General features: G+C 62.7%; 15 protein-coding genes. 1 reads left to right on the top strand and 14 read right to left on the bottom strand.

What is annotated here, in order from left to right:
* Positions 1-22: 22 nt before the first annotated feature.
* Both AC1Z32_RS03255 and AC1Z32_RS03250 read right to left on the bottom strand, forming a co-directional pair.
* A complete protein-coding gene (locus tag AC1Z32_RS03255) occupies positions 23-1,339 on the bottom strand; it encodes an MFS transporter (RefSeq protein WP_483477263.1) in 1,317 nt (438 codons plus the stop codon).
* A 43-nt stretch (positions 1,340-1,382) separates the two neighbouring features.
* A complete protein-coding gene (locus AC1Z32_RS03250) occupies positions 1,383-2,657 on the bottom strand; it encodes a glucarate dehydratase family protein (protein ID WP_483477262.1) in 1,275 nt (424 codons plus the stop codon).
* Positions 2,658-2,819: 162 nt separating this feature from the next.
* Between AC1Z32_RS03250 and AC1Z32_RS03245 the strand changes: the two genes are divergently transcribed.
* A complete protein-coding gene (locus AC1Z32_RS03245) occupies positions 2,820-3,524 on the top strand; it encodes a GntR family transcriptional regulator (RefSeq protein ID WP_483477261.1) in 705 nt (234 codons plus the stop codon).
* A 17-nt stretch (positions 3,525-3,541) separates the two neighbouring features.
* Here AC1Z32_RS03245 and AC1Z32_RS03240 read toward each other — a convergent pair whose 3' ends face one another.
* The 12 genes from AC1Z32_RS03240 to AC1Z32_RS03185 form a co-directional block, all read right to left on the bottom strand.
* The gene (locus tag AC1Z32_RS03240; protein ID WP_483477260.1) at positions 3,542-4,798 is read right to left on the bottom strand and encodes an aromatic ring-hydroxylating oxygenase subunit alpha; all 1,257 of its coding nucleotides are present in this window, start codon (positions 4,796-4,798) and stop codon (positions 3,542-3,544) included.
* Between the two features lie 118 nt (positions 4,799-4,916).
* Positions 4,917-5,879: a LysR substrate-binding domain-containing protein gene (locus AC1Z32_RS03235; protein WP_483477259.1), complete on the bottom strand. Its 963-nt coding sequence runs from the start codon at positions 5,877-5,879 to the stop codon at positions 4,917-4,919.
* 9 nt (positions 5,880-5,888) lie between these two features.
* Positions 5,889-6,890, bottom strand: coding sequence for a LysR family transcriptional regulator (locus tag AC1Z32_RS03230; RefSeq protein ID WP_483477258.1), 1,002 nt, complete (start codon positions 6,888-6,890; stop codon positions 5,889-5,891).
* An 82-nt stretch (positions 6,891-6,972) separates the two neighbouring features.
* Positions 6,973-7,743, bottom strand: coding sequence for a pyrroline-5-carboxylate reductase (locus AC1Z32_RS03225; protein ID WP_483477257.1), 771 nt, complete (start codon positions 7,741-7,743; stop codon positions 6,973-6,975).
* 16 nt (positions 7,744-7,759) lie between these two features.
* On the bottom strand, positions 7,760-9,253 hold the full coding sequence (locus AC1Z32_RS03220) for an aldehyde dehydrogenase (RefSeq protein WP_483477256.1): 1,494 nt from the start codon (positions 9,251-9,253) through the stop codon (positions 7,760-7,762).
* Positions 9,254-9,270: 17 nt separating this feature from the next.
* Positions 9,271-10,602 (bottom strand): NAD(P)/FAD-dependent oxidoreductase, encoded by a 1,332-nt coding sequence (locus tag AC1Z32_RS03215; RefSeq protein WP_483477255.1) that lies wholly within the window; start codon positions 10,600-10,602, stop codon positions 9,271-9,273.
* Between the two features lie 11 nt (positions 10,603-10,613).
* Positions 10,614-11,501: a dihydrodipicolinate synthase family protein gene (locus AC1Z32_RS03210; RefSeq protein WP_483477254.1), complete on the bottom strand. Its 888-nt coding sequence runs from the start codon at positions 11,499-11,501 to the stop codon at positions 10,614-10,616.
* Between the two features lie 48 nt (positions 11,502-11,549).
* The gene (gene glyA / locus AC1Z32_RS03205; RefSeq protein WP_483477253.1) at positions 11,550-12,845 is read right to left on the bottom strand and encodes a serine hydroxymethyltransferase; all 1,296 of its coding nucleotides are present in this window, start codon (positions 12,843-12,845) and stop codon (positions 11,550-11,552) included.
* 34 nt (positions 12,846-12,879) lie between these two features.
* Positions 12,880-13,761, bottom strand: a complete 882-nt coding sequence (locus AC1Z32_RS03200; RefSeq protein ID WP_483477252.1) for a glycine betaine ABC transporter substrate-binding protein — start codon at positions 13,759-13,761, stop codon at positions 12,880-12,882.
* Positions 13,762-13,815: 54 nt separating this feature from the next.
* Positions 13,816-14,706: an ABC transporter permease gene (locus AC1Z32_RS03195; RefSeq protein WP_062608601.1), complete on the bottom strand. Its 891-nt coding sequence runs from the start codon at positions 14,704-14,706 to the stop codon at positions 13,816-13,818.
* Entirely contained in the window at positions 14,703-15,989 is a 1,287-nt protein-coding gene (locus AC1Z32_RS03190) for a quaternary amine ABC transporter ATP-binding protein (protein WP_483477251.1), read from the bottom strand. Before AC1Z32_RS03190 ends, AC1Z32_RS03195 begins: the two co-directional genes overlap by 4 nt.
* Before the next feature lie 381 nt (positions 15,990-16,370).
* Positions 16,371-17,276, bottom strand: a complete 906-nt coding sequence (locus tag AC1Z32_RS03185) for a LysR substrate-binding domain-containing protein (protein WP_483477250.1) — start codon at positions 17,274-17,276, stop codon at positions 16,371-16,373.
* Between the last annotated feature and the right edge of the window lie 437 nt (positions 17,277-17,713).

The raw sequence follows: 17,713 nt of genomic DNA, 5'->3' as shown, positions 1-17,713 counted from the left end.
ATGCCGCTCCGAAACATCCCGCCTACTTCTGCACGCCCGTTTGCAACGCCGCCGCGCCGCGCCCTTCGCGGGGCGCCATGCGCGCCAGGAACACGACACCGGCAGCCACCACCGACATCACCGCGAGGCCCGTCAACCCGCCCTGAATCGAGCCGGTCTTCTGCTCCAGAAAGCCGAAGGTCGCCGGCGCGACGAAGCCGCCGAGATTGCCGATCGAGTTGATCAGCGCGAGCACGGGCGCCGCGATGCGCGCATCGAGATAGCCTTGCGGAATCGGCCAGAACAGCGACGACGCAGCCTTGAAGCCGATCGCCGCAAAGCAGATCGCGATGAACGAGGAGACCGGGCCGCCCAGACCGGCCGCATACATGCCGGCCGCCGCGATCAGCAGCACGCATGCGACCCACGCCTGCTGGAACTTGAAGCGCGCCGCCAGCGCCGCGAACAGATACATCGCGACGATGGAAATGAGCCAGGGAATCGAGTTGAACAAACCGACCTGAAAGTCGTTGAGATGCCCCATCTTGCGGATGATGCTCGGCAGCCAGAATGTCGCGCCGTAGATCGTCAGCGAGACCGAGAAATAGATCAGGCAGAAAATCAGGATCTGCGGATCGCGCAGCAGGCTCCATGTGGACGGCTTCTTCGCATGCACGGCATCGCGGCGGCGCTGCTCGTCCTCGATTTCACCGATGAGCGCATCCTGCTCGGCGCGCGTGAGCCACTTCGCATCGCGCGGCTTCGAGTCGAGCCAGAACCACACGAAGCCCGCGAGCACCACGGACGCCATGCCCTCGATGATGAACATCCACTGCCAGCCATGCAGGCCCGCGCCCTGGATCAGCATCAGGCCGCCCGAGATCGGGCCGGAGAACACCGACGCGAGCGCCGAGCCGCTCAGGAAGACGGCCATCGCCTTGCCGCGTTCATCGCGCGGAAGCCATTGCGTGAAATAAAACACGACGCCCGGAAAAAAGCCCGCTTCGGCCGCGCCGAGCAGAAGGCGCATCGCATAGAACGAGGTTTCGCCCTGCACGAAAGCCATCCCGGTCGCGGCGAGTCCCCACGTGATCATGATGCGCGTGAGCCACGCCTTCGCGCCGAAGCGCTGCATCAGCATGTTCGACGGCACTTCGAACACCGCGTAGCTCACGAAGAACAGGCCCGCGCCGAGCCCGTAGGCCGCGGCGCCGATGCCGAGATCCGCACTCAAATGCTGACGCACGAAGCCGATGTTCACACGGTCGATGTAATTGACGATGAACATCACGACGAAGAGCGGCAACACGTGCCACTTGATCTTGCGAACGGCGCTCGACAGCGCGCTGGAACTGCTCATGAAGGTGTCTCCTGGATCGGGGCGCTGCGAATGTATTTTTAGTTTAGAAGCGCGGGTTCTTGCCGGTGAACTCCGGCTGATACTTGCGCATCTGCGAGAGGTCGTCGCGATTGCGCACGCCGCACGTGAGGTATTGCTCGTGCAGTTCCGCAAGCTTCTCGCGATCGAGCTCGACGCCCAGGCCCGGCGTCGTCGGCACGCGCACCGCGCCGTTGTCGAATACGACGCGGCCGCCCTTGATGACTTCCTCTTCCTGCCACGGGTAGTGCGTGTCGCACGCATACGTGAGGTTCGGCACGCTCGCGGCGACGTGCGTCATCGCCATGAGGCTGATGCCGAGGTGCGAGTTCGAATGCATCGACATGCCGAAGCCCCAGAGCTTCGCCATGCGCGCGAGCGTCTGCGTGGCGCGCAGGCCGCCCCAGTAGTGGTGATCGGAGAGCAGCACCTTGATCGAGCCCATGTTGCAGCCGCGGCGGAAGTCGTCCATCGTCGTGATGACCATGTTGGTCGCGAGCGGCAGCTTCGTGTGCTTCTGCAGTTCCGCCATGCCTTCGAGTCCGGGGCACGGGTCTTCGTAGTATTCGAGGATCTCGTCGAGTTCAGGCGCGGCCTCGATGCTGGTTTCGAGCGTCCAGTTCGCGTTCGGATCGAGACGCAGCGGCATGCCGGGGAACGCCTTCGCGAGCGCCTTCATGCACGCGATTTCATGCGCCGGCTCGAACACGCCGCCCTTCAGCTTGATGCTCTGAAAACCGTACAAATCGATCATGCGCTGCGCCTGCGCGACGATCTGCTCCGGGCTGATGCCCTCGCCCCACGCATCGGGCGCATACGGCTTGCCGATGTGCTCCGCGTACTTGAAGAAGAGATACGCGCTGTACGGCACGGCGTCGCGCACCTTGCCGCCCAGCAGATCGACGATCGGCGCGCCGACGATCTGTCCTTGCAGATCGAGCATCCCCACTTCGAGCGTGCTGATGACCTTCGGCGCATTTTTCGCGGCATGCGAACCGGGCGCGAGTTCGAATTCGACCGCACCGGGCGTCGCCGTGATCGTCGCGCGCACGCGCTCTTCCATCCGGTTCAGATCGAACGGCGAAAGGCCGATCACGAGATCCTTGGCCTGATCGAGCACGCGCAGCATCGGCTCGTCGCCATAAGTCTCGGAGATGCCGACACGCCCGTCGCTCGTCTCCAGTTCCACGATAGCACGCAGCGCCCACGGCTCGTGGATGCCCGCGGCGTTCAGCAGCGGGCCGTCGCGGAAGGCGATCGGGGTGATTCGAACCTGGGTGATGGCAATGTCGCGGGTCATGTCGGCTTCCGGAAGTAGCGAGAGTAGCCGAATGGTAAAGCACTAATATATTAGTGCGTCAGTCGGGTTAACGCTGACTGGCAGATTCCACGACGCCGCGCCAATTGGCCTTCCGCGCGGCTATAGTACTAATGTTTCAGTCGCCTTTCGTCTTGCGCCCATATGAAAAATGCTGCTTCCACCGCCACGGTTCATCGCCTCGACCGGTCCCGTCATGCCGCGCCGCAAGTCTTCGAGCGGCTGCGCGAAATGATCGTCTCGCTCGAACTGGAGCCGGGCACGGTGCTCTCGCGCACCGAACTGGCCACGCGCTATGGCCTCAGCCAGACGCCCGTGCGCGACGCGCTGATGAAGCTCGGCGAGGAAGGACTCGTCGACATCTTTCCGCAGCACGCGACGGTCGTGAGCCAGATCAGCGTGGCGTCGGCGTTGCAGGCGCACTTTCTGCGCCGCTCGATCGAGCTGGAAGTCGTGCGCACGCTGGCGCGCGAACACAGGAAGTCGCTGGTCGCACGGCTGCGCGCGACGATCGCCGAGCAGATGGAATGGCTGGAGCCGAAGGACGTCGAGCAGTTCTCAGCGCTCGATCAGGCGTTTCATCGGCAGATGTATGAAGCCGCGGGCGTGCCGCAGCTATGGGATCTGGTGCGCAGGCTGAGCGGCCATATCGACCGGCTGCGCCGCCTGCATTTACCGGTCGAGGGCAAGACGATGGCCGTGGTGCGCGATCACACCGAGATCGTCGATGCCATCGAAAAAGGCAATGCCGACGCCGCCGATGCCGCGTTGCGCAAGCATCTCTCGGGCACGCTCGGTCAGGTGGACGAGATCCGCGCCCGTCACCCGACCTTTCTGACCGATCATTGACGGCGCCGCCTTGCGCCTCAGACGCCGTGCGCGTTCAGGCGCGCTGAATACCAGCGCGAGAACTGCTCGACATAGCTCTCCGTGAACGGCGAGAACACGGCCGGCTTGAATGCCGGATCCTGCGTGCCTTCGTGGGTGATCTCGACGAGATGCTTGTCCTGCGCGTTCGTCGCGACCCACACTTCGGTCAGGTCCTGAATCTGGTAATCGACGCCTTCGACCGCATCCGCGTGCACGAGCCACTTCGAGCGCACGAGCGTCTTGTCCGGCGCGAGCGGAATGATGTACGAAATCACCGCATGGTCGCTCATCACGTGCGTCCATGAGTTGTGCGTCCAGAGATGCGTGTCGCCGAGATCGCGCCGCGTGAGATTGCCGAGCAGTTTTTCGCTCGCGACCTTCGTGCTCATCGTTTGCGATTCGCCGTGTCCTGCGATGACGAGCTGCTGCGTCCTGAACTGCGTCACGGCATCTTCTTCCAGCCATTCGACGGTCGCGCTCGTGAAGCCGTCGTTTTCCCAGCTTGCCTGACATGCCGCGTTGCGCGTCTTGTAATCCTCGAATTCGCGCAGCGATTCGTCAGTGAGGTTGTCCGGGCAGAAGCCGAAGTCCTCCGGCAGAAACGATGCCGTCAGTTCCGGATGTGTGCCCGCGCAGTGATAGCACTCGCGATTGTTTTCGATCACGAGCTTCCAGTTGCCGTTCTCGATGATCTCCGATTCGAACGCGATCTTCGTGTTCTGCAGATCATAGGGCGCGAAGCGCGGCGCCATCGTGTCTTCGAGCTTCGCGATATCGGCGGGCGCTTCATCGGCGAGGCACACGAAGATATGCGTTCCCACGATGCGCGTATGCACCGGCATCAGGCTGCGGCACTTCGGATCGAAATCCTTGCCCATGTGCGCGGCGTGGCGCAGGCTGCCGTCGAGATCGTAGGTCCACTGATGATACGGGCAAACGAGCATGCCCACGGTCGATTTGCCGGCCTCTTTGAGGCGCGCGCCCCGATGGCGGCAGACGTTGCGATAGGTGCGGATATTTTCGTCGTCGTCACGAACGATGATGATCGAGGCGCGGCCGATATCGACCGTCGAGACATCGCCCGGCTCGGGCACGTCCGCCGTCACGCCCACCAGAATCCAGTGCTTCTGGAAAAAAACCTCGACGTCCTTCTCGAACACATCCTGACGGCCAAACAGCTCGCCCGGCAGGCCATGCCCGGGTTCGCGGCTGCGGATCAATTCGCCATGACTCTTGATTTGCACTTCGGACATCGTCGTTCTCCAACGTTCAGGGATATCGGGACTTCGAATGGTCCCGCGCTATCCTGAGTATTGGATCGCGGAAAAACAGCGTCAACGCGCTTTATTTTCTGTGTCGGATAACTTTGGATTATGCGTGCGCGCTCGGGTCTGTCAGGCGCGCCGGGCCTGGGGTTGCGTCCTCGCGCAACCAATTGATCAGACCGTCGATGGCGGGCGTGATGGTGCGTCCGTGCGGCACCACGGCGAAGTAGGAATGCGTCGGCTTGAACGACGCCACCGGCAGCCTGACGAGCTCGCCGCTCGCGAGAAAATCCTGAACGAGCCGGCCCCAGCCGAGCGCGATGCCCTGGCCGAAACGCGCGGCCTGGATCGCATCGGTGTAAAGGCTGCAGCGCAGCGCGAAGTTCAGCCGCATTGGCCGGAAGCCGACCGCGAGAAACCACTCTTCCCAGCCCATCCAGCCTTCGGTGGTCGAGTCCGATTCGACGAGCACGGCGCCCGCGAGCTCCTCCAGCGAAGCCGGCTCGGGCCGCGTCTTGAGCCATGACGGCGAGCAGACCGGGAACGTTTCCTCGTCGAACAGCAAGGTCGCGGTGCCGTCCGGCCAGGTGCCGTTGCCGAAGCGCACGGCGACATCGATTTCCTTGTGCCGCAGGTCCGCCGTGAACATCTGCGTGGAAAGACGCAGTTGCAGGTCGGGCTGCGCCGCCTTGAGCGACGCAAGGCGCGGCAAGAGACGAAAGTGCGAGAACGCGGAAGTCGCCGCGAGCACGAGCTCCTGCTGCACGGGGCCGCGCGCGAGGCGGTCGAACACGCTCGCGATCTTCTGCATCGATTCGGCGACGACGCGGTACAACGCCTCGCCTTCATCGGTCAGTTCGATAGCGCGATGCAGCCGGTGAAAGAGCCGCGTGCCGAGCGTCTCTTCGAGAAATCGCACCTGGCGGCTCACCGCCGCCTGCGTGACGCCCAGTTCATGCGCCGCGAGCGTGAAGCTGCCGAGCCGCGCGACGGCCTCGAATTCGACGAGCGCGGTCACCGAGGGAATGAGCCGCCGGTAGCCCTTGGTCTTTTCGGTTGCCGGTTTCATAGGCGGCGCTCACTCGACGGCTTTCGATTGGTCCGCGGGCCAGCCCTGCATCATCGTGGCGATTTCCTCGTCGAGCCATTGACGAAACTGCAGATATTCCGGGCGCGACTTCGCATTGCGATGCGTGATCAGATAGTGATGACGATCGTGGAACACGAGCGCATCGTCGACGGGACGGACCAGCTTCTTCTGCTCGACCTGGCGATGCACGAGATGATGCCAGCCGAGCAAGGTGCCCTCGCCCGCTTCGGCCTGCGCGACGAGCAGCCGATAGTCGTTGCTCTCGAGATCGTCGTGCTGATCGAGACGCTCGGAGCCGTCGCCCTGCTGATACCAGTTCTTCCACACGCGCCAGTCGACGTGCTCGCACACCTGCGCGCGCCCGAGCAGCGAAAGGCTCAGCGTGGGATGCGCGAGCAGATCGAGCGGCTTCAGCGTGCGCCCATGAAAATAGCGCTCATAAAACGGAACGCTGCATACCGGATAAACGATGTCGTGAAAGAGCGGCTCGACTTCGTATTCGGCCTCTCGCGGCGGGTTCTTCGTGATGATGACATCGGGCTCCATGAGATCGTCGAGCTCCATGAAGTGCTCGGTCACCATCACGTGAAGGCGGATGTTCGGAAAGCGCTGGCGGAACGCGGGCAATCTGAACGAAAGCCAGAGCGCGGAAAACGTATGGGAGATGCAGAGCGTCAGCGCGTGACGGTCGACGCGCCGCACCGCCTGCGCCGCCTCCGCGATGTTCATGATCGACAGATACGACGCGTTGTAGAGAATGCGGCCCGCGTCGGTCAGCGCGATATGCCGGCCGGTCCGCTCGAACAGCGCGACTTCGAGCGTGTCTTCCAGCTCCTTGATCTGCCGGCTCACCGCCGCCTGCGTGACGCACAGCACTTCCGCCGCCTGCGTGAAGCTCTCATAACGCGCCGCGGTGACGAAGCACCGGAGCGCGCGCAAGGATGGCATCTGGGCGAGAAGCCGGTCCGCGAACTGCTGTTTCTTCTGCATGTGAATCACCTTCCAGGGGCTCGCATGCGCCCTTCGGCGCCGGATGCTTGGATTTATCGTTTGTTATTCTCGTATCCCGCGCTCATTTACGCCCTTGCACGCGGCGCATGATGCCATTGAGCGCCTCGGAGTAATGCGCGTACGTGCCTCGCGCCGACAACTCGCGGTAGAGCTGCTCGTTGAGGCCGCCGGGCGTGCTCGCCTGGCCGATCATTGCCGAGAACGGCTCCGTGCCTTGCGTCGTTTCATGCGCGAGTCCCACATGATAGCCCGACAAAAACGAACGGGCAGACGCATACGGCAGCCCTTGCCGCACGAGCCACGACGCCTGTTCCTCCAGCAACGCGAAGAAGCTCGCCATGGTCGCGGTCACGGCGGACAGGGCATCGAACTGATGTTCGTCGTCGACTTCGACCGCTTCGCCGAGCGGCGCGAAAAGCGCCCGCGCGATGTCGTCGCGCGGGCAGATAGCCGTGCTGCCGTTGCCCGACGCCACCGCCGGAAGCGGCACGGTGCGCACGACCTTGGCCGAGCGGCGCACGAGCGCGCGAATATCATCGATCGACTTCGCCGCGATGAAGCTGATGACGTGATGCCGCGCATCGAACGTCAGCTCGCCCAATACATCCGCCGCGATCTGCGGCAGCACGGCGAGGCACACGACATCTGATGCATCGAGCACGGCCTGATTGCTCTTGCAAACCTCCACGCGTGAATCGAGCGACGCCAGTTGCGCCGCGATCTGCGCATTGCGCGGCGACAACGCAATGCGCTCGAAGGGAACGCCGAAACGAATCATGCCGGTCACGACCGCTTGCGTGATCGCGCCGGTGCCGATGAAGCCTGCGCGCATGGTGCCTCGTCTATTCTCAGTCGAGCTTCAGCCAGGTCGTCTTCAGCTCGCAGTATTGATCGTGCGCGTAGACCGACTTGTCGCGTCCGCCGAAGCCGGACTGCTTGAAGCCGCCGAAGGGCGTCGACAGATCGCCCTCGCCGAAGCAGTTCACGGTCACGGTGCCCGCGCGGATGCGCGCCGCGATCTTGTGCGCCTGGTTCACATTGTCGGTCCACAGCGATGCCGCGAGTCCGTAGCACGTATCGTTCGCGATGCGCACGGCCTCGTCGACATCAGCATATTCGATAAAGCACAGGACCGGGCCGAAGACCTCTTCGCGCGCGATGCTCATCTCGGGCGTGACATTGTCGAAGATGGTCGGCTCGACGAACCAGCCGCCCGTTTCCGTCAGCGTCGCGTTGCCGCCGCAGGCCACGCGCGCGCCTTCCGCCTTCGCCTTCTCGATGTGGCCCAGCACCTTGCGGTAATGTCCTTCCTCGATGAGCGAGCCGAGCTTGACGTCGGGATCGAGCGGATCGCCGGTTTTCCAGCCTTCGAGCACGGCCAGCACTTTTTGCAGCAGCTCGGCCTTGTGGCTCGAATGCACCAGAATGCGCGATCCGGCGCTGCAGTTCTCGCCCATGTTCCAGAACGCGGCGGCGACGGCCTGCTCAGCGACGGCATCGAGATTCGCGACATCGGGCAAGACGACTTGCGGATTCTTGCCGCCGCATTCGAGTACCACGCGCTTCAGGTTCGTATCGGCGGAGTAGCGCAGGAAACGCTTGCCGGTTTCCGTCGAGCCCGTGAATGCGATGAGATCGACGTCCGCATGCACGCCGAGCGCCTGGCCCGCGCTTTCGCCGAAGCCGGTCACGACGCTGAACACGCCGGGCGGCAGCCCCGCTTCGAGCGCGAGATCGGCGATGCGCAGCGTGGACAGCGAGGTCTGCTCCGCGGGCTTGACGATGACGCTATTGCCCACCGACAGCGCCGGCCCGATCTTCCACGCGAGCATGAGCGCCGGAAAATTCCAAGGCAGCACCGCGCCGACGACGCCGATCGGCTCGCGCGTGATCATGCTCACGACACTCGCGCCGGACGGCGACAGCGCGTCGTAACGCTTGTCCGTGACCTCGGCATGCCAGCGGATGCACGCCGCCGATTCGGGGATATCGAGGCCCATGCATTCGCTGATCGGCTTGCCCGCTTCGAGCGCTTCGAGCAGCGCGAGCTCGTCGGCGTTGTCGTCGATCAGTTGCGCGAGACGCAGCAGGACCGCCTTTCTTTGCGCGGGCGCGGCCTTCGACCACACGCCCGATTCGAACGCCTCGCGCGCCGCGACGACCGCGCGGTCGATGTCCTTTGCGTCGCACTTCGCGACTTCCGCGAGCACCTTGCCCGTCGAAGGATTCAGCGTGCCGAAGGTTTCACCCGACGCGGCATTGCAGCGTTGCCCGGCGATGAAGGCGCGGCCGTCCAGCGACAGGTTTTGCGCCATGCGCTGCCATTCCTGATGCGTGCTCATGTCATGTCCTCACAGATTCAAAGTTCGGCGCCCGCCGAGAATTCCTTCACCCAGATCGCCGCCGATACCGCGACGTCCGCGATCGGCCGGATCGGCAGCGAGCGCGGATGCGGCTGTTTCAGCAGTTGATTGATCAGATCGTTCGATTGCCCGAGCGCGTGTTCCGCGATGAGCTTGCCCGCCGCCGAGCCGCGGCTCAGGCCGAGCCCGTTGCAGCCGACCGCTTCGTACACGCCGTCCTCGCGCTGGCCGAAGAGCGCGCCATTGTTCGTCGACAGGCACAGCGCGCCGCCCCATGTGTATTGCAGCTCGACGTCCTTGAGCATCGGAAAGCGCCGGTCGAAAGAGCGCTGATGCAGATGCTTAGCCTTCGCGAGATCGTGTTCCGACACGGAAACATTCGGCCGGAACGCGAAATGGTTGCGCACGCAAATACGGTTCGTCGCGAGACGGCGCACGGTCGTGCCCATAGGGTCGGCGGGAATCAGCGCCCACGAGTTCGCTCCGCCGAGCCGCGCGATCTCGTCGTCGTTCATCACGCGCGACATCGACGCGAACGTGTACACCGGCAGCAAGCCGTTCGGATGGCCGCCGAAGGTCGCCGCATACGCATTGGTGCACAGCACGACGCCCTTCGCCTCGATCTTCCCGTTCGCGAAGCTCAAGAGCTTCGTCTGGCCGCGCGTCTCCATGGCCTTCACGGCGCTCAGCTCGAACACCGTCACGTTCGACGGCTGCGTGGCCGCGAGACCGCGCATGAGCGCCGCGGGCTGCACGGTGCTGCATCCCGGCGTGAAGAGCGCGCTCTGATAAAAGCGCGTGCCCGTCACTTTCGCGATCGCGGCTTCGTCGAGCCATTCGCAGGGCTCGTCGATGCGCGCGAGTCCGTCCGCGAAGTGCGTCAGCGCCGTGTGCCCCTTCTTGTTCACCGACGCGTGATACTTGCCGTCGTCGCGCCAGTCGCAATCGATGCCATGCTGTTTGACTGTGCCGCGCACATAGTCGATGCCGTGCCGTTGCATGCGGACATCGGCTTTGTCGGCCTCGACGCTGCGCGAGTAGCTCTCGCTGCTGATGTCGTGCGGCAGATCGACGAAGAATCCGGAATTGCGCCCCGCCGTCGAGCGCCCGACGCGATCCGCCTCGACGAGCGCGACCGATGCATCCGGCGCAAGCTCCGCGAGCCGCCGCGCCGCGCACAGACCGGTGATGCCGCCGCCGATCACGACGAAGTCGAAGCGCTGCTCGCCCGTCACGCTTTTCGCGGGCGCGGGGGGCGGCAGGCTTTCCCACCAGCCATTGACGCCATCCGGTGCGGGAAACCGCACGAAGTCGAGTTTCGAGGCCATGCGCGTGTGTCTTACTGAGCGTTGCGCAGCAGGGGTTGAACGATCCTGGCGAAGGCGCTGCGCTCTTCGTCGTTGAGCGTGCCGAGCGGCGCGCGCGCGTTGCCGACGCGCGTGCCCGCGAGCTCGCAGCCATAACGCACATACTGGATGAACTTGCCGCTGCGTTCCAGCAGTTCGAGCACCGGCAGGAGTTGCGTCATCAGCTTGCGGCCGGTGCGGAAATCGCCGCGCTTCACGCAGGCTTCGAGCAGATCCGTGTGCGCTTCCGGCAGGAAGTTCGATGCGCCCGCGACCCAGCTTCGCACGCCCCACGCGAAGAACTCGAGCGCCTGATCGTCCATGCCGCAACTCAGAACGAAACGGTCCGGCAGATGCGTCGCGAGATGATGAAGATGCGCGATATCGCCCGTGCTTTCCTTCATCGCCGCGAAGTTCGGGCGGTCGAGCAGTTTGTCGAGGACTTCGTCGCCGATAGCGGTGCCCGTGCGCGCCGGGAAGTTGTACAGCATGATCGGCATGTCGAGCGCGTCGTCGACCTTCAGCAGATGGTCGAGTAGTTCGTCCTGCGTCGGCTGCGCGTAGTAAGGCGCCGCGACCAGCAACGCGTTATAGCCAGCGCGTTTCGCTTCTTGTCCAAGACGCAGCACTTCCTTCGTCGTGGTCGCGTTGATGCCCGCCGTGAGATACGTCTTGCCGCCGACAGCCGATGCGACCGTATCGAACGTCTTCACGCGCTCTTCGAAGCTGAGCGCATAGTATTCGCCCGTCGTGCCGCCCACGCCCATGCCCGCCACGCGGCCCACGAGACTCGCGGCATGCTTGCCGAGCATGTCGTAATCGATTTCGCCATCCGCCTTGAACGGGGTGACGAGCGGAGTATGTACGCCTTCGAAGCTCATGGTTGTCTCTCTGGTGAATGGATCATGTGTGGGCTCATGCGCGACGCGTCAGACAAGCGCTTCCGCATGCGAATAGATCGGGAACTGAATGCACAGATCGCGCACGCGCGCGCGGACCGAACGTTCGACATGTTCGTCGCCGTTCGGATCGCGTTCGAGCGCGGCCAGCACTTCGAGGATCATTTCACCGACCTGCTCGAACTGCGCGACGCCGAAGCCGCGCGTCGTCGCGGCGGGCGTGCCGAGACGGATGCCGGATGTCACCGTCGGGTTCTCGGTATCGAACGGAATGCCGTTCTTGTTGCACGTGATGCCCGCGCGTTCCAGCGCCTTCTCCGCCTGCGTGCCGGTGAGGCGCTTGCCGCGCAGATCGACGAGCAACAGATGGTTGTCCGTGCCGCCCGTCACGAGGCTCAGTCCGCCCGCTTGCAGCACCTTGCCGAGCACTTGCGCGTTGCGCAGGACGCGGTCGATATAAGCGATGAATTCCGGCCGCAGCGCTTCGCCGAACGCGACGGCCTTGCCCGCGATCACATGCATGAGCGGACCGCCCTGCAGGCCGGGAAACACCGCCGAGTTGATCTTCTTCGCGATGTCGCCGTTGTTCGTGAGGATGAAGCCGCCGCGCGGGCCGCGCAGTGTCTTGTGCGTCGTGGACGTGACGACATCGGCGAACGGCACCGGATTCTGATGCCGCCCCGCCGCGACGATGCCCGCGATATGCGCCATGTCCACCATCAGCAATGCGCCGACGCTGTCCGCGATTTCGCGGAACGCCGCGAAATCGAGCGCGCGCGGATACGCCGAATATCCGGCGATGATGAGCTTCGGCCGATGCGCTTCGGCCAGCCGCCGCACCTCGTCGTAATCGATGCGCAGCGTGTCCGCGCTCACGCCATACTGAACCGCGTTGAACCATTTTCCCGACAGCGCCGGACGCGCGCCGTGCGTGAGATGCCCGCCCGCATCGAGCGACATGCCCATCACGGTATCGCCCGGCTTGACGAGCCCGAGCATCACCGCGCCGTTCGCCTGCGCACCCGAATGCGGCTGCACGTTGGCGAATTCGGCATCGAACAGCGCTTTCACGCGGTCCATCGCCAGGGCCTCGATGCGGTCGACATGTTCGCATCCGCCGTAGTAACGCCGCGACGGATAACCTTCGGCGTACTTGTTCGTCAGTACCGTGCCCTGCGCCTCCATCACCGCCGACGACACGATATTTTCGGACGCAATCAATTCGATCTGCGTTTGCTGGCGGCGCAACTCCAAAGCGATCTCCGATGCGATCACGGGATCGTGGCTCTGCAGGCTTTCGCCAAAGAAGCGCGAATACTCGTTCACGGGAAATACTCCGAAGGTGTTGCGATAACTTGCGTCACTGCTCCAGCCAGGCCTTCACCTTGTCCGGATGCGCGTCCACGAATTTCTTCGCGGCCGTGGCGTAGTCGTTGGTTGCATTGCCTTCGAACTCGATCGCTTCGACATCAGCGAGCGTCAGCTTCAAGTGCTTGAAGAAGACATCAGCACGCGGGAATTTCTTCGCGAACTGCTTCGATGCGAACGCGTGGACCTGCTCTTCGCCGCCAAGCGTGCCCTTCGGGTCCTTCAGATAGCGCATCTGCCACTTCTGGAACAGCCAGTGCGGGCTCCACACCGTGGCGACGATCCATTGCTTCGAACCCTGCGCACGCTGAATCGACGCGAGCATGCCGGCCTCGCTCGATGACTGCAGCTTGTAGCCCGACAGGTCATACGCCTTGATGGTCTTCTCCGACGCCTGCATGAGACCGCCGCCCGGCTCGATGCCCTGGATCACGCCGTTGAGCTGCTTCTGCACCTCGGGCTTCTTCAGATCTTCGATCGACGAAAGCTGCGACTCGGGAACGTAGGTCGGCACGGCCCAACCGTTCTTGCCGCCGGTATAGATGATGCCGACGTCGTCGAGACTGTCCTTGTAGCGCGCCACGTACTGGCCGTGCGTCACAGGCAGCCAGCCGCCGACCATGATGTCGAGATCGCCGCGCGCCACGCCTTGATACTGAATGCCGATATCCGCCTGAACGAACTGCACCGGCTGCTGGAGCTTGGTTTCGAGCACGTACTTCGCGACGTTGGCGACCGCGAGCACGTCGGCCCAGTTGGTCACGGCGACCTTGATCGGCTCGGCGGACATCGCCGGACTCGCGCCGACCCCGAACGCCACGATGGCCGGCGTCACAATTTTGACGATCAAGGACTTTATGAAGCTGTTGTTCATTTCGGACTCCGTATCTGACGGTTCAGTATGAGGTTAGGGGCGACGCTATGTCTTTCAGGTTTGCGCAGTGTTTCCAGCCGGGGCGGATTTCGCCGGCGTGGAGATGACCTTCTTTTTCTTCTTCTTCGACTTCACGCCGAAGCTTTCCGTCAGACGGTCGAGAATAATCGCGAGCAGCACCACGCCGAGACCGCCTTCGAAGCCGATACCGATATCGAGCCGCTGAATGCCGCTCAGCACGTACTCGCCGAGCCCGCCCGCGCCGATCATCGATGCGACCACCACCATCGACAGCGCCATCATGATCGTCTGGTTCACGCCCGCCATGATCGAAGGCAATGCGTTGGGCAGTTGGATCTTCCACAGCAGTTGCGCATCCGTGCTGCCGAACGAGCGTCCTGCTTCGAGCAGTTCCTCGCGCACTTGCCGGATGCCGAGCGTCGTCAGTCGCACGACGGGAGGCATCGCGAACACGATCGTGGCGATCACCGCGGGCACCCGGCCGAGACCGAACAGAATGACGGCGGGAATCAGGTACACGAACGCGGGCATCGTCTGCATGAAGTCGAGCAGCGAGCGCAGGATCACTTCGACGCGCTTGTTACGCGCGCCCCAGATCCCGAGCGGCACGCCGATCACGAGACTGAAGAATGTCGCCGCGACGACGAGCGCGAGCGTCGAGACGGTTTGCGCCCAGAGCCCCATGTAATTGATCACGTAGAGCGCCGCGCCGACGAACACCGCGAACACGACACCCTTTCTCCACAGCGCGAGGGCCATGAGAATCACGAGCATCGCGATGAACGGCACCGCGCTCAGACCATCCTCGAGCAGCTTGATGACCGCGCCGAGTCCCGCCGAAAATGCGTCGAAACCGCCGCGAAAGTGAGAGAAAAGAAAGTTGACTACGTCTTCGGCGAACTTTCCAAAGATCGAGGAATTCATGCTGCCCTCCGCTCCATGACTTGCTTGAGAATCGTGCGGCATGAGACCACGCCCGCGAGTCTGCCTTGTTCATCGGTGACCGGCACGTCGTGCTCCTGGCTGAGCGCGATGGCCGCGAGTTGATGCAGATCCGCGGTGAGCGGAACTGCTGCGACGTCGTGAAGCAATGCGTCCTTGATCGGCCGGCTGCCGGTCTTGTGCAGCGACGCAGGCGTCACGCAACCGTGATAGCGGCCCGCTTCATCGCAGACATAGCCGCACTCCGCGCCGCTGTCGATGAGGCTGTTCAGATAGCGCTCGGACGGCGCACTCGTATTGCACGCGATGAGCCCGCGCTCGACCTTCGTCATCAGGCTCGATGCTTCGAGGAAGCGCGACACGTCGACATTGCGGAAGAAGTCGCGCACGTAGTCATCGGCGGGCGACTGGATGAGTTCCGCCGGCGTGCCGACCTGAATCAGACGGCCATCCTTCATGATGCCGATGCGCCCGCCGATCTTCACCGCTTCTTCGATATCGTGCGAGATGAAGACGATCGTGCGCTGCTCTTCCTTCTGCAAACGCAACAACTCGTTCTGCATTTCGAAGCGGATGAGCGGATCGAGCGCGGAGAACGCTTCGTCCATCAACAGTACCGAGGGATTGACCGCCAGCGCGCGAGCCAGGCCGACGCGCTGTTGCATGCCGCCGGACAGTTCGCTCGGCAGCAGCTTCTCGTACGAAGCAAGACCGACGCGCGTCAACGCGGCGCGGGCCACTTCATAACGATCCGCTTTCTTCTTGCCAGCCACTTCGAGGCCGTAAGCAATGTTGTCGATGACGGTTCGGTTCGGCAGCAGCGCGAAAGACTGGAACACCATCGCCATTTTTTCGCGGCGCACCGCGCGCAGGTCGGGCGCGCTCATCGGCGCGATGTCGCGGCCTTCGAGAATCACCTGTCCGGAGGTCGGCTCGATCAGGCGATTGAGCAGACGCACGAGGGTCGATTTGCCCGAGCCGGAGAGGCCCATGATGACGAAGATTTCGCCCGCGTTGACGGCGAGGCTCACATCGTCGACAGCGACCATGTTGCCGGTCTGCGCGAAGATTTCGTTTCGGCCGAGGCCTTGATTCAGAAGCTCCTGAGCGCGCTCCGGCTTCGGGCCGAAGATCTTCGAAAGGTTTTTGACCGTTAGGATTTCGGTCTGGGACGCCGCTACCGACTTGGCCGACGAAGTGGTTCCCGGCTGCGAGGGAACCTGATTCGTGACGTCGTTCGGTGCGAGAGTTAGGTTGGGAATCATCGGGTCATTCCACCTAGCAAGTGAGAAGGGATTTGGCGCTGCCGGAACATTCCGGCGTTCATTTGCGTTGAATGAAGCGTACATGGCCAATTCCGAACACCCACCGACATTTTCTGAGCACTTTTCGATACTTCTGGTAATGCAAGCGCGCGTTGCAGAAGGCGTTTAAAAAAAACGGAACGCTGTGTTTCGGCCGGAGAGCCAACGCTGGCGGGGCTTTGCGGGCGACGGGCCCGCGCGCGGGGAGTGTCTGCCGCGCCAGCTTTCAAAAGAGACGCTAGGGAATGCACCTACGCGTGGTCGTTGGGATGACTTTTTCTGGTGGTAAACGTGCAAACGCCGCGGGAAAGCGCGGCGTCAGGCGGCCTTATTTGATGTCGTTCAGACACTACCGATCAGCCAGTCGCGAAACGTCGCTTCGTCCTTCGTAAGCGGCTTACCCCGTGGATGAACGAGATGATCATGGCGCCCGGTGACTAGTGCCATGTCCGGAATCGCACATAGCTCACCCATTCGAGCGGGCGACTTCACAATGAAGTCCCAGCCAAGCCCGATGCCGAGCCCAAGCCGAGCCGCCTCGTACACCAGTCCAGTCTGATTGAACGTGAGAAATGGTGCTGGCGTGAAATCGTAAGAGAACAGTGCGAACCAGTCTCTCCAGTCCAGACAATCCCAATCGCTGGAGTCGAGATGGATCAGCGGAGACTGGGCGAGCGCGCTCACACTTTCAGGAATCGACTCCGCATAATGGGTCGGGCTGTAGATGGGATAGACGATCTCGGGAAATAGCCGAACCGTTTCGAGTGATTTCCATTCACCGTCTCCATACAGGATGCCAAACGCATAATCAGTGCAACGCTTTTCGTTGATGGCGTTGGTAGAACTGACATCGATGGAGATCTGCGGATATTCACGAGCGAAAGTCGCTAGTCGTGGAAGCAGCCAGTAATGTGCAACCGCATGAGTGCAGACCACGGAGATCGAACTTTTCCGGTCGTCGTGCCGGACGCGGGAGATGGTGTGCTGGATCCTGGAAAGAAGCGGGCGAAGGTCATCGAACAGTCGTTGACCTGAATCACTGAGACTGAGTGCGCGAGTATGTCGTTCAAAAAGCGAGCACCCAAGCAAGGTTTCTAGTGTACGGATCTGCTTGCTCGCAGCGCTCTGTGTGATCGACAGCTCGTTTGCAGCCCTCGTGAAGCTGCCGAGCCGAGCCACCGCCTCGAAACACATCAGCGTCTCCAGAGGAGGAAGCGTCGCCAGGCGACGCGCGTTGAAGCTGCTCATCCAACCCTGCCCTTATAGAGCGGCGGCGCCGAATCAGGCATGCGTCGCCACCGACCAATTGTTTGAATCACCGCGGAATATCTTGAGAAGCAATGCCCCATGCACATTGTCGTGTGAAGGCAAATGAGCGTCGCCGTGCCGCAAGAAGCTCCGAATAATGACGCTACACAGATCGCCGGGACTAGGACGTTTTCGCCAATCTTCGTGAACAAGCTCGCCAGTGTGTGAGACGTTCGCGCCATACACGATTTATTCCGCGCCGGAATGCACGAGTCGATAAATTCGCTTGTGACAGTGTTCTGTCGTCGATACGCTGATTCCCGCGTCGAATGCCGTCACGCCGTGCGTTCCAGCTGAGACCGCCATGTAGAAGAACGACATGAGTCGTCGTGTGCGCATCGATCCATAAGGAACCGCGAAAGACGGCAAAGCAAATC

This window comes from Caballeronia sp. 11_S32 (genome assembly GCF_056930355.1).
This window is presented reverse-complemented; position numbering and strand designations above follow the sequence as displayed.